At 71.6% G+C, this 17,890-nt stretch carries 17 protein-coding genes; 14 read left to right on the plus strand and 3 right to left on the minus strand.

The window, feature by feature from the left end; genetic code table 11:
- The first annotated feature begins 52 nt into the window (after positions 1–52).
- The 4 genes from J8G10_RS01020 (at position 53) to J8G10_RS01035 (ending at position 3,562) form a co-directional block, all read left to right on the plus strand.
- Positions 53–1,699 carry a thiamine pyrophosphate-binding protein gene (locus J8G10_RS01020; RefSeq protein WP_251438622.1) on the plus strand — a complete coding sequence of 549 codons (1,647 nt, stop codon included), beginning with the start codon at positions 53–55 and terminating at the stop codon, positions 1,697–1,699.
- 96 nt (positions 1,700–1,795) lie between these two features.
- Positions 1,796–2,275 (plus strand): helix-turn-helix domain-containing protein, encoded by a 480-nt coding sequence (locus J8G10_RS01025; RefSeq protein ID WP_251438623.1) that lies wholly within the window; start codon positions 1,796–1,798, stop codon positions 2,273–2,275.
- A gap of 20 nt (positions 2,276–2,295) precedes the next feature.
- The gene (locus J8G10_RS01030; RefSeq protein WP_251438624.1) at positions 2,296–2,685 is read left to right on the plus strand and encodes a DUF86 domain-containing protein; all 390 of its coding nucleotides are present in this window, start codon (positions 2,296–2,298) and stop codon (positions 2,683–2,685) included.
- A 16-nt stretch (positions 2,686–2,701) separates the two neighbouring features.
- Entirely contained in the window at positions 2,702–3,562 is an 861-nt protein-coding gene (locus J8G10_RS01035) for a PhzF family phenazine biosynthesis protein (protein ID WP_251438625.1), read from the plus strand.
- Between the two features lie 30 nt (positions 3,563–3,592).
- Here J8G10_RS01035 and J8G10_RS01040 read toward each other — a convergent pair whose 3' ends face one another.
- Entirely contained in the window at positions 3,593–5,461 is a 1,869-nt protein-coding gene (locus J8G10_RS01040) for an FAD-dependent monooxygenase (protein ID WP_251438626.1), read from the minus strand.
- Positions 5,462–5,622: 161 nt separating this feature from the next.
- Between J8G10_RS01040 and J8G10_RS01045 the strand changes: the two genes are divergently transcribed.
- The gene (locus J8G10_RS01045) at positions 5,623–6,321 is read left to right on the plus strand and encodes an IclR family transcriptional regulator (protein ID WP_251438627.1); all 699 of its coding nucleotides are present in this window, start codon (positions 5,623–5,625) and stop codon (positions 6,319–6,321) included.
- A 106-nt stretch (positions 6,322–6,427) separates the two neighbouring features.
- Here the strand turns inward: J8G10_RS01045 and J8G10_RS01050 are convergent, their stop codons facing one another.
- Positions 6,428–7,807, minus strand: a complete 1,380-nt coding sequence (locus J8G10_RS01050; RefSeq protein WP_251438628.1) for an MFS transporter — start codon at positions 7,805–7,807, stop codon at positions 6,428–6,430.
- A gap of 182 nt (positions 7,808–7,989) precedes the next feature.
- Between J8G10_RS01050 and J8G10_RS01055 the strand changes: the two genes are divergently transcribed.
- The 8 genes from J8G10_RS01055 to J8G10_RS01090 all read left to right on the plus strand — a co-directional run bounded on the left by J8G10_RS01055 (position 7,990) and on the right by J8G10_RS01090 (position 16,708).
- Positions 7,990–9,483 carry a fumarylacetoacetate hydrolase family protein gene (locus J8G10_RS01055; RefSeq protein ID WP_251438629.1) on the plus strand — a complete coding sequence of 498 codons (1,494 nt, stop codon included), beginning with the start codon at positions 7,990–7,992 and terminating at the stop codon, positions 9,481–9,483.
- Positions 9,480–10,145: a GntR family transcriptional regulator gene (locus J8G10_RS01060; RefSeq protein WP_251438630.1), complete on the plus strand. Its 666-nt coding sequence runs from the start codon at positions 9,480–9,482 to the stop codon at positions 10,143–10,145. Before J8G10_RS01055 ends, J8G10_RS01060 begins: the two co-directional genes overlap by 4 nt.
- Before the next feature lie 59 nt (positions 10,146–10,204).
- Positions 10,205–11,743 carry a 5-carboxymethyl-2-hydroxymuconate semialdehyde dehydrogenase gene (hpaE, locus tag J8G10_RS01065; protein WP_251438631.1) on the plus strand — a complete coding sequence of 513 codons (1,539 nt, stop codon included), beginning with the start codon at positions 10,205–10,207 and terminating at the stop codon, positions 11,741–11,743.
- A 43-nt stretch (positions 11,744–11,786) separates the two neighbouring features.
- Entirely contained in the window at positions 11,787–12,950 is a 1,164-nt protein-coding gene (hpaD, locus tag J8G10_RS01070; RefSeq protein ID WP_251438632.1) for a 3,4-dihydroxyphenylacetate 2,3-dioxygenase, read from the plus strand.
- The gene (locus J8G10_RS01075; RefSeq protein WP_251438633.1) at positions 12,947–13,735 is read left to right on the plus strand and encodes a 2-keto-4-pentenoate hydratase; all 789 of its coding nucleotides are present in this window, start codon (positions 12,947–12,949) and stop codon (positions 13,733–13,735) included. Before hpaD ends, J8G10_RS01075 begins: the two co-directional genes overlap by 4 nt.
- On the plus strand, positions 13,720–14,523 hold the full coding sequence (locus J8G10_RS01080; RefSeq protein ID WP_251438634.1) for an HpcH/HpaI aldolase/citrate lyase family protein: 804 nt from the start codon (positions 13,720–13,722) through the stop codon (positions 14,521–14,523). The genes J8G10_RS01075 and J8G10_RS01080 overlap by 16 nt, the downstream gene beginning before the upstream one ends.
- A 165-nt stretch (positions 14,524–14,688) precedes the next feature.
- A complete protein-coding gene (locus J8G10_RS01085; protein WP_251438635.1) occupies positions 14,689–15,939 on the plus strand; it encodes an MFS transporter in 1,251 nt (416 codons plus the stop codon).
- Between the two features lie 37 nt (positions 15,940–15,976).
- Positions 15,977–16,708: a DUF6882 domain-containing protein gene (locus tag J8G10_RS01090; protein ID WP_251438636.1), complete on the plus strand. Its 732-nt coding sequence runs from the start codon at positions 15,977–15,979 to the stop codon at positions 16,706–16,708.
- A gap of 40 nt (positions 16,709–16,748) precedes the next feature.
- Here the strand turns inward: J8G10_RS01090 and J8G10_RS01095 are convergent, their stop codons facing one another.
- The gene (locus J8G10_RS01095; protein WP_251438637.1) at positions 16,749–17,225 is read right to left on the minus strand and encodes a DUF4188 domain-containing protein; all 477 of its coding nucleotides are present in this window, start codon (positions 17,223–17,225) and stop codon (positions 16,749–16,751) included.
- A gap of 66 nt (positions 17,226–17,291) precedes the next feature.
- Here J8G10_RS01095 and J8G10_RS01100 point away from each other — a divergent pair, with 66 nt between their 5' ends.
- The gene (locus J8G10_RS01100; protein WP_251438638.1) at positions 17,292–17,879 is read left to right on the plus strand and encodes a TetR/AcrR family transcriptional regulator; all 588 of its coding nucleotides are present in this window, start codon (positions 17,292–17,294) and stop codon (positions 17,877–17,879) included.
- The last annotated feature ends 11 nt before the right edge of the window (positions 17,880–17,890 follow it).

The following is a 17,890-nucleotide window of genomic DNA, read 5'->3' on the forward strand; positions in this document are numbered from 1 at the left end:
GGCGAGACACATACGGATCCTGTTCCGTTGTCGTCTCGAAAGGACGTTCCGCATGCCCACCGTCTCCGCGCACGTCGCGCTCACCCTCGCCCAGCACATCGACGCCGTCTTCGGCGTGATGGGCAACGGCAACGCCTACTTCCTCGACGCGATCGAGAAGCAGACCGATGCCGGCTTCACCGCCGTCCGTCATGAGCAGGGCGCCGTGGTCGCCGCCGACGCGCACTTCCGCGCCTCCGGGCGCATCGCCGCCGCGACCAGCACCTATGGCGCCGGCTTCACCAACACGCTCACAGCGCTGGCCGAGTCGGTGCAGGCGCACATCCCGCTCGTGCTCGTCGTCGGCGACGAGCCCACGAGCGGCCCGCGCCCCTGGGACGTCGACCAGATCGCCCTCGCCTCGGGCGTCGGCGCCCGCACGTACACCGTCGGCCGGGCCGATGCCGCCGCGACCTCGGTCATCGCGATCGAGCACGCCCTCACCTATCGCGTGCCGGTCGTCCTCGCGATCCCCTACGACGTCGCCGCCCTCGAGGCCGGCGAGGTGCCCGCCGCTCCCGCGCCGCGCGTGCCGGCGGCGCTCGCGGTGAAGGGCGAGTTCGCCGAGGGGATGCTCGACCGCATCGCCGAGGCCCTGGGTTCCGCGAAGCGCCCGTTCCTGCTCGCGGGGCGCGGCGCCTGGCTCGCCGGGGCCGGCGAGGCGCTGGGCGCGCTCGCCGACGCGACGGGCGCGCTCACCGCGTCCTCCGCGCTCGGCCGCGGGGTGTTCCCCGACCAGCGCTTCGACCTCGGCGTGACCGGAGGCTTCGGCGCGGAGGGCGGGATGGACCTCATCCGCGAGGCCGACGTCGCCGTGGTGTTCGGCGCCTCGCTGAACCAGTTCACGATGCGGTTCGGCGCCCTGTTCGCCCCGGGCACGCAGGTCTTCCAGATCGATGTGGCGCCCGCGGCCACGCACGCGCACGTCGGCGGGTTCGTGCGGGCCGACGCCCGGCTCGCGGCCGAGGCGCTCGTCGCCCGGCTGCAGGGCGCCGAGGGATCCGGCTGGCGGGAGGGCGTCGACGTCGTCGCAGCCCGCGCGTACGCGCCCGGCGACGAGGCGGCGCCCGACGGCCGGCTCGACCCGCGCTCCGCGGCCCGCCGCATCGCCGAGCTGCTGCCCGAGGATCGCGTCGTCGTCTCGGACGGCGGGCACTTCATCGGCTGGGCGAACATGTACTGGCCGGTCGCGTCCCCCGACCGGATGATGATGATCGGCACCGCTTTCCAGGCCATCGGCCAGGGCTGGCCGAGCGTCGTGGGCGCCACCCGCGCCCGCCCGGAGGCGACCGTCGTGCTCACCTCCGGCGACGGCGGCGGCCTCATGGCGATCGCCGATCTGGAGTCGGCCGTGCGCTCCGCCGGCGGCCGCGGCCTCGCCGTGATCTGGAACGATGCGGCCTACGGCGCCGAGGTCAACCTCTACGGCCTCAAGGGCCTGGCCCGCGAGCCCATGCTCATCCCGCAGGTCGACTTCGCCGCCTTCGCCGCGGCGGTGGGGGCCGAGGGCGTCGCTGTGCGCACCCTCGCGGACCTCGACCGCCTGGCCGCCTGGACGTCCGAGGATCCCGCGACCCGCCCGTTCCTCGTCCTCGACCTGCGCATCTCCGGCGACGTCATCGCCCCGTACCAGGAGGAGATCATCCGCGTGAACTCCTGAACCTCGGCCGGTGCACGCCTGCCCCACACGGACCACGCCAAGAACTCTTCGATATCACTGATCCGGGATATCGCGGATCAGTGATATCGTGGCGTCATGGCACGAGCGGCGGAAGTGATCCGGGAGGCGCGAAAGCGCGCCGGCATGACCCAGATCGAGCTCGCCCGTCGCAGCGGCATCGCGCAGAACGTGATCAGCGACTACGAACGCGGCAAGCGCGAGCCCTCCTTCGGCGCTGTCGACCTGCTACTGGGGGCCGCCGGGCTCACCATCGAGTACGCGCCGCTCTCCGAGCTGGAACGCATCCGACGGCGACGCGACGAGATCGTCGACGTCCTGGCCGCGCACGGCCTGACGAACGTGGGCGTCTTCGGCAGCGTGGCGCGGGGCGAGGAGACGAGCACCAGCGATATCGACCTGCTCGTCGACATCGCCGACGGAACGGGGCTGCTCGCTATCATCGGCGCTCAGGTCGAACTCGAAGACCTTCTCGGCCGCTCGGTCGATCTCGTTCCGCGCGACGGATTGAAGGCAGATGTCACCCCTTCTGTCACGCGAGATGTCGTGATGCTGTGAAGCGCTCGCCACGAGCGCGCTTGGATGACCCCCTCAGCGCCGCCGAAGCGATCGCCGAGCATCTGGGCGCCGTCGACATCGACGAGGGGATGCGCTTCGATGCGATCCGCATGCGGCTCTTCGAGATCGGAGAGGCGACGAAGGCTTTGCCGATGTCACTCCTCGAAACGGAGCCGGGCGTCGCCTGGTCGCGCATCGCCCGCATGCGCGACCACCTGGCGCATCACTATTTCGACACGGCGCACGCGGTGGTGCTCGAAACGGCGCGCGCGAGCGTGCCCGCTCTCGCGGAGGCGACCCGGCGGATCCTCGCCTCCCTCGATCAACCCGACCCGGACGGCCCGGACGGCCCGGACGGCCCGGACGGCCCGGACGGCCCGGACGGCCCGGACGGCCCGGAGCCACGGTAGCCGTAGGCTCGACCCCATGAGCGTCGCCCCCGAGATCCTCCGCTACGCCGCCTTCGCCGCCGCCCCGGAAGGCGGCAATCCCGCCGGCATCGTGCTCGACGCGGGGGCGCTGACCGACGCGGACATGCAGCGGATCGCGGCCGAGGTGGGCTACCCCGAGACGGCGTTCCTGCTCGGCAGGAGCGACGAGGCGGGCGAGCGCCGCTACCGGATCCGGTACTGGTCGCCGGCGGCCGAGGTGCCGTTCTGCGGACACGCGACCGTGGCGACCGCCGTGCTGCTCGCGGAGCGCGAGGGCGACGGCGACATGACCTTCGAGACCCCCGTCGGCGACGTGGCCCTCACGGCGTCGACCGGCGCGGGCGGCATCGAGATCGCCTTCACCAGCGTCGAGCCGGTGGTGCGGGAGCTGGATCCCGGCGTCCTCGCCCGCCTGCTCGAGGTGCTCTCGCTGCGCGCCGAGGATCTGGATCCGGCCCATCCCGCGCGCGAGTCGTTCGCCGGCAACTGGCATCCGGTGCTCGTGCTGCGGGATCCGGAGATCTTCCACCAGTTCCGCTTCGCGCCCGAGCCCGTGGCCGCGCTCATGAGCGAGCGCGGCTGGACCGGCACGATCACGGTGCTGCACCCGGTGGCCGGCGCAGAGCTGCTCGCACGCAACCTCTTCCCCGTCGGCCGGATCACCGAGGACCCGGCGACCGGATCGGCCGCCGCGGCGACCGGCGCCTACCTGCGGGCGATCGGCCGCGTGCCCGAGGACCGCGTGGTGCGGATCCACCAGGGCGCGCACGTCGGCCGCCCGAGCCTGCTGACGGTCACGATCCCGGAGGTCGGCGGCATCGTCGTCACCGGCGGGGCGACGCCGATCCGCGGCTGAGGCCGAACGCCCGGCGCCGGCTCCGGAGCCTCAGGCCTCCAGGAACGCCCCCTCGAGGAACGACTCCAGCTCGCCGATCGCGCCGAGCGGCAGGATCGCGGCGACGTACTGGTCGGGACGCACGACGATCACGACGCCGTCGCGAGACAGCTCGCGCTCGGCGAAGATGTCGCCCTTCGACCAGTGCGAGGGCGCGGCGGCGTAGAGCTTCTCCCAGTCGGTGAGCCCGAGCGGGCCCGTCTTCGGCTGGAAGAGCGCCGGCGCGGTCGTGACATCGAGGTCCTCGGCGGACTGCTGGTAGACGGCCTTCACGTCGAACACCGCGTCCACGTCGCCGTCGGCGGGCGTGAACCGGGCGAGCACGGGCGCCGCGGCTTTGGCCCAGACCTCGAGCCCGGCGCCGGTCGCGTCGCCGAAGGCGTACACGCGCCAGCGGCCGTCGGCCCGGGCGTGGTGGCCCAGGTGGACGACGTTGCCGTCGGACACGCGGACGACCTCGGCGCTCGTGAAGCGCTTGCCGAGCGGGAAGCCCGCGGCGAGCGCCTGATGCGCGGCGGATCCGGTGATCATCGAGCTCGTGTACTGGGTCATGAACCCGGAGGGGAACTCGGCGGTCGCGAGGTAGTAGTTCGCGAGCTCCTGCGGATCGGAGATCTCCTCGGGCTTGCGCGCCATGAGCGAGGACCACTCGCGATCGAAGTCGATGAGCTGCTGCGCCACGGGGTGCCGCTCGGCGCCGTACGTCGAGAGCAGCTCCTGCGGGCTGCGGCCGGTGAGCACCGACCCCAGCTTCCAGCCGAGGTTGAACCCGTCCTGCATCGAGACGTTCATGCCCTGGCCCGCCTTGGCGCTGTGGGTGTGACAGGCGTCGCCGGTGAGGAAGACCCGCGGGTGACGGGTGCTGTCCTCCCCCACATCGTCGAAGCCGTCCGTGATCCGGTGCCCCACCTCGTAGACGCTGTGCCAGGCGACCTGCTTCACGTCGATCGCGTAGGGGTGCAGGATCTCGTTCGCCTTGGCGATGATCGCCTCGATGGGGGTGTGCCTGACCTGGCGGTCGTCCCCGGCCGCGACCTCGCCGAGGTCGATGTACATGCGGCTCAGGTAGCCGCCCTCGCGCGGGATGTGCAGGATGTTGCCGGCCTCCGCGTTGATCGCGCACTTGGTGCGCCAGTCCGGGAAGTCGGTGTTCACGAGCACGTCCATGACGCCCCAGGCGTGCGCGGCCATCGCGCCCACGTGCGTGCGCCCGATCGCCTCGCGCACTCCGCTGCGGGCGCCGTCGCAGCCCACGACGTAGGTCGCGCGGATCGTGCGCTCCTCCCCCTCGCGGTCGCCGGTGACGTAGCGCACCTGCACCTCGACCGGGTGCTCGCCGTCCTCGTGGACGGTGAGGCCGGTGAACTGCACGCCGTAGTCGGGGACGATCCGGGCGGGCCCGTCGGCGGCCGCCTCGGCGAAGTAGTCGAGCACCCGCGCCTGGTTCACGATGAGGTGCGGGAACTCGCAGATGTCGTACGCGTAGTCGGCCGTGCGCGCGGTGCGGACGATGTTCTGCGGGTTCTCCGGATCCGGCCCCCAGAAGTTCATCCAGCCGATGTTGTAGGCCTCGGCGACGATGCGCTCGGCGAAGCCGAACGCCTGGAAGGTCTCGACGCTGCGCGGCTGGATCCCGTCGGCCTGACCGAGCTCCAGCCGACCGCCGCGGCGCTCGATGATCCGGGTCGTGATGCCGGGGTACTGCGACATCTGAGCCGCCAGCAGCATTCCCGCAGGCCCGGATCCGACGATGAGCACATCGACCTCGTCGGGGAGGTCGGCGGGGCGGTCGATACCGGTGCCGGCGGCCGGGAGCACCCGCGGGTCGTGGGAGACGTATCCGTGGTGGTGGAACTGCATCGTCGTCGATTCCTTCCTGACGGCGCCGTCGGGCGTGGTTCGGGATCGTCGGCGGCTCTTGCGCACCGGGTGATCCGTGTTCTATATTCGAACGCAACGTTCTACTATTGAACACAGACTAGCCGAGGTCGCGACGTCGATCAACATCGGAAGGCGGATCCATGGCCGAAGCCCCTGCATCCCAGACGCTCAGCCGCGGAATCCGGATCCTCGAGATCCTCGGCGACGAGCGGGGCCCCCTCTCGATCGACGAGATCGCCGCACGCCTCGGCGTGCACCGCTCGATCGCGTACCGCCTGCTCCGCACCCTCGAGGACCACCGCCTGATCGGGCGGGACGCGGCGGGCCTCGTCGCGCTGGGGCCGCGCATGGCCGCACTCGCCGCCGGCGTCGCGCAGGATCTGCAGGCCGAGGCCCTTCCCGAGCTGACCGCCGTCGCGAACGAGCTCGGCATGACCTGCTTCCTCGCCGTGCTCGACGGCGAGGAGTGCATCACCCTGGTCAGCGTCGAGCCGCGGCACACCGTCGCGAGCGTGGCGCAGCGCCCGGGCGCCCGGCATCCCGTGACGGTCGGCGCCCCCGGCAAGGCGATCCTCACGCAACTGCCCGAGGCCGAGTGGCCCGAGGGAGCCCCCGCGGCGCTGTACGACGCGGTCGCCGGATCCCGCCTCGCGGGCTTCGCGACCAGCCACGACGAGGTCATCCCGACCGTGCAGTCGGTGGCGGTTCCGCTCGCCCTGCGCGGACAGCGCCCCGCCGCGATCGCCGTGGTGCACGTCGCCACCGACCGCACCGACGCCGAGATCGCCGCGCGCCTGCAGCACTCCGCCGCGACCATCCGCGACGCCCTCGGGGCCTGAGCCGACCCAACTCAGGCCAGACCAGCCCCACCCCGCGAAACCACGGGCCAGAACCCCCACCACCGGCAGCCCAGCCTGAATACGGCGCCGCGCCCGGTCTTCCGGTCTAGGCCCGGGACATCCCGTAGATCGGGCTCACCGCCTGCTCGGCCTCCGCGTCGGGGCCGAGCGGGATGCCGCTGCGGTCGCGCAGCAGCAGCGTCGCGACGAGGCCGATCACCGTCATGCCGGCGAGGTACCAGGTGACCGCCTGCGTCGAGCCCGTCGCCTGCACGATCGCGGTCGCGATGGTCGGCGCGAAGGCGCCTCCGACGATGGCGCCGATCGCGTAGGAGATCGAGACCCCGGAGAAGCGGATCGAGGCGGGGAACAGCTCGGTGTAGAGCGCCGCCTGCGGGCCGTAGGTGAAGCCGAGTCCGATCGTGAGGATCGCGAGGGCCACGAACAGCAGTCCGATCTGCCCGGTGTTCACCAGCGGGAACAGCGTGAACACGCCGATCAGCTGCAGGATCCAGCCGATGATGTAGGTGGTGCGACGCCCGATCCGGTCCGAGATCCACCCGGCGACCAGGGTCGACAGCAGCCAGGTGACGGCAGAGCCGGCTACCGCCCAGAGCACGGGTCCGCGGTCGAGCTTGAGCGCGCCCTCGGGGTTGGTCGCGTATCCCTGGATGTACCCGCCGGTGGTCATGTACCCGACCGCGTTGTTGCCGGCGAAGACGAGGGCGGCGATGATCACGAGCAGCAGGTGCTTGCGGAACAGCTGCACGATCGGCATGCTCGCGGCCTCCTTGCGCTCGGCGAGCTCGGTGAACACCGGGCTCTCCTCGACCCGACGGCGCACGTAGTAGCCGACCACGATCAGCACCACGCTGAGCAGGAACGGGATCCGCCAGCCCCAGGACAGGAACTGGTCGCCCGGCGCGACGAGCGCCATGATCGCCATCACGCCGGAGGCGATCAGCAGGCCCAGGGGCACGCCGATCTGCGGCGCCGCGCCGAAGATGCCGCGCTTGGCCTTGGGGGCGTGCTCGACGGCCATCAGCACCGCCCCGCCCCACTCGCCGCCGGCCGAGATCCCCTGCAGGATGCGCAGCAGCACCAGGAGGATCGGAGCCGCGACCCCGATCGCGTTCGCATCGGGCAGCACGCCGATCAGCGCCGTCGCCGCGCCCATGAGGATCAGCGTCCACATCAGCACGGCCTTGCGGCCGAACTTGTCGCCGAAGTGGCCCGCCAGGAACGCGCCGAGGGGGCGGAACAGGAAGCTCACGCCGACGGTCGCGAACCCGACGAGGGCGCTGTTCGCACCGAGGTCCTTGAAGAAGAGCTGGCCGAACACCAGGCCCACCGCGGTGGCGTAGATGAAGAAGTCGTACCACTCGACCGTGGTGCCGATGACGGTGGCGAAGACCACCCGGCGCCGGTCGGCGGCCGAGGCGATGGTGCCGGTGGGCGTGAAGCCCGGGGAGGATTCTGCGGACATTGCGTACTCCTTTGCATGGGACGTCGTCGTCTTGGCCGACATCGTCGTCGTGCCCGTCGGGGGCCTCGGATCCCGTTGCGGACGGATCCGGATTCCCTGCTTGCCGGGCTCGACACGATGATATACGATTTCGAATACGACGCCAAGGCACCCCCTGGCACCCACCGCGCGAGGAGGCGCCCATGTCCGCACCGATCGACCGGCCCGGCAAGATCATCGCGATCCACCTCAACTACCGCTCCCGTGCCGACCAGCGCGGCCGCACCCCCGCGACCCCCTCCTACTTCTTCAAGCCGTCCTCCTCCATGGCCGGCACCGACGGCGTCGTGGAGCGCCCCGCCGGCACCGAGCTGCTCGCCTTCGAGGGCGAGATCGCACTCATCATCGGCACCGCCGCCCACCGGGTGAGCGTCGCGGACGCCTGGTCGCACGTCGCCTGGGTCACCGCGTCGAACGACCTCGGGCTCTACGACCTGCGCGCGAACGACAAGGGCTCCAACGTGCGCTCGAAGGGCGGCGACGGCTACACCCCGATCGGGCCCGACCTCATCCCGGCCGCCGAGGTCGACCCCGCCGAGCTCCGCGTGCGCGCCTGGGTCAACGGCGACCTGCGGCAGGACGATGAGACCAGCGGCCTCCTGTTCCCGCTGCCGCAGCTGATCGCCGACCTCTCCCAGCACTTCACGCTCGAGCCCGGCGACATCATCCTCACCGGCACCCCGGCCGGATCCAGCGTGATCGTCCCCGGGGACGTCGTCGTCGTCGAGGTCGACGCCCCGCACTCCTCCCGGACGTTCACCTCCGGCGGGCTGCGCACCACCGTCACGCAGGGCACCGTCGCCTTCGACGGCTCCCTCGGATCCCTCCCCGCCGTGGACGACCTGCAGCGCGCCGAGGCCTGGGGATCGCGCGAAGCGGCCGGGCTGCCCGCCGAAGCCGCCGCGGAAGCCCCCGCGACGGAGCCCGGACTCGACCCGCAGCTCCGCGCCAAACTCGCGGCCGCCCCGACGGCGGGCCTCAGCGCCCAGCTCCGCAAGCGCGGCCTGCACGCCTGCTTCATCGACGGGGTCTCGGCGAACCTCCCCGGCGCCAAGATCGTCGGGACCGCGAAGACGCTGCGGTTCGTCCCCGCCCGCGAGGATCTGTTCAAGACCCACGGCGGCGGCTACAACGCGCAGAAGCGCGCGTTCGATGCCGTCGAGGAGGGCGAGATCATCGTGATCGAGGCCCGGGGGGACGCCACCACGGGAACGCTCGGCGACATCCTCGCCCTGCGCGCCCAGGCCCGCCGCGCCGCCGGGGTGGTCACCGACGGCGGCGTGCGCGACTTCGCCGCGGTCGCCGAGATCGGCCTTCCGGTCTTCTCCCAGGGCGCGCACCCCTCGGTGCTCGGCCGCAAGCACGTGCCGTGGGACGTCGACGTGACGATCGCCTGCGGCGGCGCCACGGTGCAGCCGGGCGACATCATCGTCGGCGACAGCGACGGCGTGATCGTGATCCCGCCCGCGCTCGTCGAAGAGGTCGTCGACGCCACCCTCGCCCAGGAGGAGGAGGACGCCTGGATCGCCGAGCAGGTCGAGGCCGGGCATCCCGTCGACGGGCTGTTCCCGATGAACGCCGCCTGGCGGGCGAAGTACGACGCCGCGAAGGCCGCATCCGCGGAGCCCGGGGCATGACCGACCTGCTCACGGCGAGCAAGTCGGAGCAGGCCTACTCGTGGATCCGCTCCCGCATCGCCTCGCACGCCTTCGGCCCCGGCTTCCGGCTGGTGCTCGGCACGATCGCCGATGAGCTCGGGATGAGCGTGGTGCCCGTGCGCGAGGCGATCCGCCGGCTCGAGGCCGAGGGCCTCGTCACCTTCGAGCGCAACGTCGGGGCGCGGGTCTCGCTCGTGGACGAGAGCGAGTACGCGCACACCATGCAGACCCTGGGCCTGGTCGAGGGCGCGGCGACCGCGCTTTCCGCCCCGCTGCTCGACGCCGATGCTCTCGCCCGCGCGGCCGAGGTCAACGACCGCATGACCCGGCTGCTGGACAGCTTCGACGCGCACCGCTTCACCGAGCTGAACCGCCAGTTCCACTCCGTGCTCTACGAGCCCTGCCCGAACCCGCACATCCTCGACCTCGTGCACCGCGGCTGGGCCCGGCTGTCCGGGATCCGCGATTCCACGTTCGCCTTCGTGCCGGGACGGGCGGGGCACTCCGTCGAGGAGCACGTGCAGATCCTGGATCTCATCCGCTCCGGCGCCGATCCCCTCGAGATCGAGCTCGCCGCCCGCAACCACCGCTGGCGCACGATGGACGCGTTCCTCGACGCCCGCCGCTCCGAGACACTCTGACCGCACGACCGGCCCCGAGAAGGGCCGGAACAACCCAGGAACCACCCGGAAGGACGATGATGACCGACGCCTACACCCCCGCCGATCTCCCCGAGAAGATCCAGCACTACATCGACGGCGAGTTCGTCGACTCCCTCGACGGCGACACCTTCGAGGTGCTCAACCCCGTCACGAACGAGACCTACGTGCGCGCCGCCGCAGGCAAGAAGGCCGACATCGAGCGCGCCGTCGCGGCCGCCAAGCGCGCCTTCGACGAGGGCCCCTGGCCGCGCATGCTCCCCCGCGAGCGCTCGCGCGTGCTGCACAAGATCGCCGACATCGTCGAGTCCCGCGATGCGCGCCTCGCCGAGCTCGAGTCCTTCGACTCGGGTCTTCCGATCACCCAGGCGCTCGGCCAGGCCCGCCGTGCCGCCGAGAACTTCCGCTTCTTCGCCGACCTGATCGTCGCGCAGGCCGACGATGCGTTCAAGGTGCCCGGCAAGCAGATGAACTACGTCAACCGCAAGCCGATCGGCGTCGCCGGCCTCATCACGCCGTGGAACACGCCGTTCATGCTCGAGTCCTGGAAGCTCGGCCCCGCGCTCGCGACGGGCAACACGGTCGTGCTGAAGCCCGCCGAGTTCACGCCGCTGTCCGCTTCCCTCTGGGCGGGCATCTTCGAGGAGGCGGGGCTGCCCCAGGGCGTCTTCAACCTCGTGCACGGCCTCGGCGAGGATGCCGGCGACGCCCTCGTGAAGCACCCCGACGTGCCGCTCATCTCGTTCACCGGCGAGAGCCGCACCGGTCAGCTGATCTTCGGCAACGCGGCGCCCTTCCTGAAGGGCCTGTCGATGGAGCTGGGCGGCAAGAGCCCGGCCGTCGTCTTCGCCGACGCCGACCTCGACACCGCGATCGACGCCTGCATCTTCGGCGTCTTCTCGCTGAACGGCGAGCGGTGCACGGCCGGATCCCGCGTGATCGTGCAGCGCGACGTGTACGACGAGTTCGTCGAGCGCTTCGCGGCGCAGGCGAAGCGCGTCAAGGTCGGCCTGCCGCACGACCCGACCACCGAGGTCGGAGCGCTGGTGCACCCGGAGCACTACGAGAAGGTCATGAGCTACGTCGAGATCGGCAAGGGCGAGGGCCGCCTCGTCGCCGGCGGCGGGCGCCCCGAGGGCTTCCCCACCGGCAACTACGTCGCCCCGACGGTGTTCGCCGACGTGGCCCCCGACGCGCGCATCTTCCAGGAGGAGATCTTCGGCCCGGTCGTCGCGATCACCCCCTTCGACACCGACGAGGAGGCATTGGCCCTCGCGAACAACACCCGCTACGGCCTCGCCGCCTACATCTGGACCAACGACCTCAAGCGCGCGCACAACTTCGCGGGCGCGGTCGAGGCGGGCATGGTGTGGCTGAACTCGAACAACGTGCGGGACCTGCGCACACCGTTCGGCGGGGTGAAGGCGTCGGGCCTCGGCCACGAGGGCGGCTACCGCTCGATCGACTTCTACACCGACCAGCAGAGCGTGCACATCACCCTCGGCGCCCCGCACAACCCGGTCTTCGGCAAGCAGGCGCCGCCGGCCGAGCAGGACCTCGACGACCCGGACCCCCGCTGACCCGATCACCGGACCGACTTCTCTTTCACGCAAGGACGCTGACATGACCAATCGCGCCGACATGACGCTCACCTCCTCCGGCTTCTTCACGAGCCAGGAGGCGCCCATCTCCACCGACAACCCGATCCCGACCCCCGCCTCCCCCGCCCCGGACGTGCTCCGCTGCGCCTACATGGAGCTCGTCGTCACCGACCTCGCCGCCTCGCGGGTCTTCTACGTCGACGTGCTCGGGCTGTACGTGACGGAGGAGGACGACGAGACGATCTACCTCCGCTCCACCGAGGAGTTCATCCACCACAACCTCGTGCTGCGCAAGGGCCCCGTCGCGGCCGTCGCCGCGTTCTCGTACCGTGTGCGGGAGCCCTCGGACCTCGACCTCGCCGTCGCGTTCTACACCGAGCTCGGCTGCGACGTGCGACGCAACCCCGACGGCTTCGTGAAGGGGATCGGCGACTCCGTGCGCGTCGTGGATCCGCTCGGCTTCCCGTACGAGTTCTTCCACCAGACCGACCACGTCGAGCGGATGAGCTGGCGCTACGACCTGCACATCCCCGGCGAGCTCGTGCGCCTGGACCACTTCAATCAGGTCACCCCCGACGTGCCGCGCGCCGTGAAGTACATGCAGGACCTCGGTTTCCGCGTCACGGAGGACATCCAGGACGAGGAGGGCACGGTGTACGCCGCGTGGATGCGCCGCAAGCCCACCGTGCACGACACCGCGATGACCGGCGGCGACGGCCCGCGCATGCACCACGTGTGCTTCGCGACGCATGAGAAGCACAACATCCTCGCGATCTGCGACAAGCTCGGCGCGCTCCGCCGCTCCGACGCGATCGAGCGGGGACCCGGCCGCCACGGCGTGAGCAACGCGTTCTACCTGTACCTCCGCGACCCCGACGGCCACCGCGTCGAGGTCTACACGCAGGACTACTACACCGGCGACCCGGACAACCCCGTGGTCACCTGGGACGTGCACGACAACCAGCGCCGCGACTGGTGGGGCAACCCCGTCGTGCCGAGCTGGTACACCGACGCCTCGCTCGTGCTCGACCTCGACGGCAACCCGCAGCCGGTCGTGGCCCGCACGGACAGCAGCGAGATGGCCGTCACGATCGGCGCCGACGGGTTCAGCTACACCCGTCCCGCCGACGAGGAGGCCATGCCGGAGTGGAAGCAGGGCGAGTACAAGCTCGGACACCAGCTGTGAGCCTCGACGCCGGCACCATCGCGCAGCTCGCCGCGGAGCTCGCCGAGGCCGACCGCGCGCACGGGGTGATCCCGCGCATCACGGCACGGCACCCCGAGGCGACCGTCGAGGACTCGTACGCGATCCAGGGCGTCTGGCGCGACGCGCAGGTCGCCGCGGGACGCCGGCTGGTGGGGCGCAAGATCGGCCTGACGAGCAAGGCGATGCAGCAGGCGACGGGCATCACCGAACCCGACTACGGCGTCATGTTCGACGACACGGTGTACCCGTCCGGATCCGAGATCCCGGTCGACCACTTCTCGAACGTGCGGATCGAGGTCGAGCTCGCGTTCGTGCTCAAGGAGCCGCTCGAAGGCCCCGACTGCACGCTCGAGGACGCCCTCGCCGCGATCGACTACGCCGTGCCGGCCCTCGAGGTGCTCAACTCGCACATCGAGCTCGAGGGCCGCACGATCGTCGACACGATCAGCGACAACGCGGCCTACGGGGCGATGGTGCTCGGCACCGTGCACAAGCGCCCGGACGAGATCGACCTGCGCTGGGTGCCCGGGGTGCTCAGCCGAAACGGCGAGATCGAGGAGACCGGGGTCGCCGCCGGCGTCCTCGGTCACCCCGCGACGGGCGTCGCCTGGCTCGCGAACAAGTTCCACCAGCACGGCGCGCGCCTCGAGGCGGGCGAGATCATCCTGGCCGGATCCTTCACCCGGCCGATGTGGGTCTCGCGCGGCGACGAGGTGCGCTGCGACTATGGGCCGATGGGAGTCATCGAATGCCGCTTCGTCTGAGCCCGACGTTCCGCGAGCGCCTCGCCGGCGCCGACCGCCCCCTGATCGGGATGTGGGCGTGCACGGGTAGCCCCGTCGTCACCGAGATCGCGGCCGGATCCGGACTGGACTGGCTGCTCGTCGACGGCGAGCACTCCGCCAACACGCTGGACACCCTCCAGGTGCAGCTGCAGGTCGCCGCGGCCTACCCGATCACCCCGCTCGTGCGCGTGCCGTGGAACGATCCCGTCATCATCAAGCAGGTCCTGGACCTCGGCGCGCAGAACCTCATCGTGCCGATGGTGTCGTCCGCCGACGAGGCGCGCGCCGCGGTCGCCGCGACCCGTTATCCGCCGCAGGGCATGCGCGGCGTCGGATCCGCCCTGGCCCGCAGCGCCCGCTGGAACCGGGTCGAGGGATACCTCGCCGAGGCCGCGCAGCACGTGTCGGTCACCGTGCAGATCGAGACCGCCGCGGGGGTCGCCCGGGCGGCGGAGATCGCCGCGGTCGACGGCGTGGACGCGGTGTTCGTCGGGCCGTCCGATCTCGCTGCGTCGCTGGGGCTGCTCGGACAGCAGACGCACCCCGACGTGATGGCCGCCGTGGAGCAGGTGTTCGCCGCGGTGACCGCTGCGGGCAAGCCGGTGGGCGTGAACGCGTTCGACCCGGCCGCGGCCGATGCGTACATCGCCGCGGGCGCCGCGTTCGTCGCGGTGGGCGCCGACGTCGCCCTCCTCGCCCGCGCCTCGGAGGCACTCGCGACCCGGTTCCTCCCGGCCTCGGCCGTCGGCCCCGCCTCCAGCTACTGACCTCGGCCTCCTCACCCGGGGTGACCGAGGCCCGGTGCGCACAATTCAGGCCGGATGTCGCTCGCGCGAGGGATCCGGCCATGGATCCCGGTCCCGGGCGACATCCGGCCTGAGTAGTGCGTGCCGTCCGGCGTGCGGTGCGCCGAAGCTGTCAGGATGGGGCGAGTGAAGAAGGCCCTCGCCGCGCTGCAGGACCGCGGGTTCCGCTGGTTCTTCCTGGCGCGCACCCTCACGCTCGTCACCGGCTCGATGTCGTCGATCGCCCTCGCGTTCGCCGTGCTGAGCATCGACAACGATGCCGGTGCGCTCTCGATCGTGCTCACGGCGTTCACGGTGGCGAACGTCCTCTTCCTGCTGCTCGGCGGCGTCGTCGCGGACCGGCTGCCGCGGGCGCTCGTGATCCAGACCAGCTACGTGGTCGACATCCTCTCGATCGGCACGACGGCCGCACTGCTCTTCACGCACACCGCGACGGTCCCGCTGCTGGCCGGCCTCGCCGCACTGAACGGCGCATCCGCCGCCTTCGTCATGCCCGCGATGCAGGGGCTCATCCCGCAGCTGACGACGCCCGCTCATCTGCAGCAGGCCAACGCGCTGCTGTCCTTCGCCCGCTCCGCCACCACGATCGCGGGCCCGGTCGTCGCAGGAGGCATCGTCGCGCTCGCCGGCCCCGCCTGGGTCATGGTGATCCAGGCGGCGGGCTGGGCGCTCGCGATCGTGTTCCTCGCGCTCGTGCGCCTGCCGCCGCCCGTGCGCGGGCAGCGGGCGGGCCTGTTCCACGACCTGCACGACGGATGGCGCGAGTTCTGGTCCCGCCCCTGGCTGTGGATCGTCGTGCTCGCGTTCATGGTCCTCAACGCGATCCACGTCGGCGCCTGGGGCGTCGCGGGTCCGTACATCGCCAAGAACGACCCGCTCCTCGGCATCGCCGGCTGGGGGTGGGTCGTGAGCGCCGAGGGCGCGGGCGTGCTCGTGATGACCCTCGTGCTGCTCTGGCTGCCGCTGCGGCGCCCGCTGCGGCTGGGCATGCTCGGGATGAGCGCCCTCGCGATCCCGCTCACGCTCCTGGGCGTGCACCCCTCGGTGCTGCTCCTCATCGCCGCCGCGTTCATCGCGGGTGCGGGCGTCGAGGTGTTCAGCACCGGGTGGAACGTCACGATGATGGAGCAGATCCCCGAGGACAAGCTGTCCCGGGTGTCCAGTTACGACATGCTCGGCAGCTACATCGCGATGCCGCTCGGCACGCTCGCCTTCGGCTGGCTGATCGCGCGCGCCGACGTGACCGCGCTCATGGTCGGCTCGGCGATCGTCTACGCGTTCATCGCCCTGGGCACCATGCTGATCCCCGGCGTCTGGCGCATGGGACGGGCGACGGCCGCGTCCGGCGCCCGCGAACAGGCGCCGGATGGCGTCTGACTGGCGCATTCATAGGCGTCCGCGGCAGGATGAACCCATGACCTTCCCCGTCCTCGCGCCCCTCGCCGACCGCGCGGCACTGTTCGCCGCCCTCCGCCAGGACCAGCTGGTCGCCGCGACCGCCGCCCTGGGCGAGCACCGCTGGGACGCAGACCTCGCGGCGGGCACCCTGACCTTCACGTCCGAGACGGATCCGAGCCGCACGCTCGTCGCACGCGCGTCGCTCGTCGCGACGATCGCGCCCGGACCCCGCTCGCTGATGTGGGCCTGGGCGCACCCGCAGGGCGGATCCGACCCGTCGGTCGCAGGCCTCCGCGACTACGGCACGACCTACTCGATCGCCGAGCTCTCGACCCCGGAGCTGCCGTTCCCGGCCGAGGCCGACGCCGATCTGGACGGCTGGATCGCCGGCGCCGCGCATCAGGTCGGCGCGATCGCGGAGGAGATCACCGGCCGCTCGCCGTACTACTCCGCGCCCGTCGGCAGCGGCACGCGCGCCGTCTTCCTGCTCGACGCGCCCCTCCCGCCGCTCACCGTCGCCGACGCCGTCGTCGCGCTCCCGCGGATCCTCTCCGAGCTGACGCTCTCCGACGCGCGCTCCTCGGTCTGGGATCTGGCCCGGCTCGCCGGCTGGAGCATGCAGTGGGCCGACGAGGCCTACTCCGCGGCGGTCGTCAGCGACGCGAGCGGCAGCGCGACGTTCCGCTTCGACGAGTACGCGCGCATCGCCGGGATCGAGTCGCAGCTCGGGCAGGTCCCGCAGGCCTGATCCGGGGCGGAGTCCCGCTCGCCCACGCCCGCCGGCCCGCTCAGCGGCCGAGCCGCTGGCGCGCGGTGTTCCGGCCCGCGCCGACGGGCTCGTGCGCCGTCGCGGCGGCGAGTCCGAACACCGGCATGTCCGCGTAGATCGCCTCCATCTCCCCCGCCGGCACCTGGTACGTCTCGTGCCAGACCCCGACGCTGCCGGATCCGAGCATCGTGCGCATGAAGTCGCGCCACGGCTGCAGATGCGGGGCTTCCCGATCGGCGGCGAAGCGCTGCAGGTGCTCCGGGCTCTCCCAGTAGGAGAGCAGGATCGTGGTGCGCCCGAGCCAGCTCTCGCAACCGAGCATGCCGGCCTCCGGGTGCTCTGCGAGATGCCGCAGGATCTTCGGCATCTGCCGCGCCACGCGCTGCACCCGGCCCAGCTGCCACCATCTGTTCGCCCGCATCCCGATGACGAACACCGTGATGTCGCTGCGGTCCACGGCTGCCGTGTACCGACCGGGGAAGACCTGCCTGCTCATCGCCACTCCTTGCGAACGTCGTTATAGAACACTGTTACAGAACGACGTTACGATAAGATCCCTTCCATGGCAAGACCCATCACCCACGACGCGGCCCTGCGTTCGCGACTGATCGAGGTCGCCTCGGCGATGATCGACCGGGACGGCCCCGACCGCTTCTCCGTGCGCGAGGCGGCGGGCGAGGCAGGGACCTCGACATCGGCGGTCTACTCGCTGTTCGGCAGCAAGGCGGACCTCATCACCGCCGTGGTCGCGGACTCCTTCGCCTCGTTCGCCCGCGCGCAGCGCGAGGCGGAGCCCGGGGGCCTCCGCGCTCTCGGCGAGGCGTATCGGGCCTGGGCGCTGCGGCACCCCGACCGCTACCGGCTCATGTTCAGCGGCGCGATCGCCGGAGCACCTCACGGCGCCCCGAGCGCCGGCGGCGATCCGGAGCCCGATCCGGAGCTGGATGCGCTCCTCCCCCTCGCGCGCACCCTCACCGGCGCCGATCGCGTCGACGAGGACGTCGATCTGCGCAGCACCCTGGCCGTCTGGGCGCAGGTGCACGGCGCGGTCAGCCTCGAGCTCGCGCGCGTCGCCCCGCCCTGGATCGACGCCGACGCCGTGTACGCGACGGTGCTCGACGCGATCGCCGCGGTGCACCCCGGGCGCTGAGTCCCGGAGGA

Source organism: Microbacterium sp. USTB-Y (genome assembly GCF_023703415.1).
Lineage (GTDB): Bacteria > Actinomycetota > Actinomycetes > Actinomycetales > Microbacteriaceae > Microbacterium.

What these genes read in the sequence shown, in the direction of transcription:
- J8G10_RS01020 (WP_251438622.1), top strand. Translation starts at nt 53, where the DNA reads ATGCCCACCGTCTCCGCGCACGTCGCGCTCACCCTCGCCCAGCACATC.
- J8G10_RS01025 (WP_251438623.1), top strand. Translation starts at nt 1,796, where the DNA reads ATGGCACGAGCGGCGGAAGTGATCCGGGAGGCGCGAAAGCGCGCCGGC.
- J8G10_RS01035 (WP_251438625.1), top strand. Translation starts at nt 2,702, where the DNA reads ATGAGCGTCGCCCCCGAGATCCTCCGCTACGCCGCCTTCGCCGCCGCC.
- J8G10_RS01040 (WP_251438626.1), bottom strand. Translation starts at nt 5,461, where the DNA reads ATGCAGTTCCACCACCACGGATACGTCTCCCACGACCCGCGGGTGCTC.
- J8G10_RS01045 (WP_251438627.1), top strand. Translation starts at nt 5,623, where the DNA reads ATGGCCGAAGCCCCTGCATCCCAGACGCTCAGCCGCGGAATCCGGATC.
- J8G10_RS01050 (WP_251438628.1), bottom strand. Translation starts at nt 7,807, where the DNA reads ATGTCCGCAGAATCCTCCCCGGGCTTCACGCCCACCGGCACCATCGCC.
- J8G10_RS01055 (WP_251438629.1), top strand. Translation starts at nt 7,990, where the DNA reads ATGTCCGCACCGATCGACCGGCCCGGCAAGATCATCGCGATCCACCTC.
- J8G10_RS01060 (WP_251438630.1), top strand. Translation starts at nt 9,480, where the DNA reads ATGACCGACCTGCTCACGGCGAGCAAGTCGGAGCAGGCCTACTCGTGG.
- hpaE (WP_251438631.1), top strand. Translation starts at nt 10,205, where the DNA reads ATGACCGACGCCTACACCCCCGCCGATCTCCCCGAGAAGATCCAGCAC.
- hpaD (WP_251438632.1), top strand. Translation starts at nt 11,787, where the DNA reads ATGACCAATCGCGCCGACATGACGCTCACCTCCTCCGGCTTCTTCACG.
- J8G10_RS01080 (WP_251438634.1), top strand. Translation starts at nt 13,720, where the DNA reads ATGCCGCTTCGTCTGAGCCCGACGTTCCGCGAGCGCCTCGCCGGCGCC.
- J8G10_RS01090 (WP_251438636.1), top strand. Translation starts at nt 15,977, where the DNA reads ATGACCTTCCCCGTCCTCGCGCCCCTCGCCGACCGCGCGGCACTGTTC.
- J8G10_RS01095 (WP_251438637.1), bottom strand. Translation starts at nt 17,225, where the DNA reads ATGAGCAGGCAGGTCTTCCCCGGTCGGTACACGGCAGCCGTGGACCGC.
- J8G10_RS01100 (WP_251438638.1), top strand. Translation starts at nt 17,292, where the DNA reads ATGGCAAGACCCATCACCCACGACGCGGCCCTGCGTTCGCGACTGATC.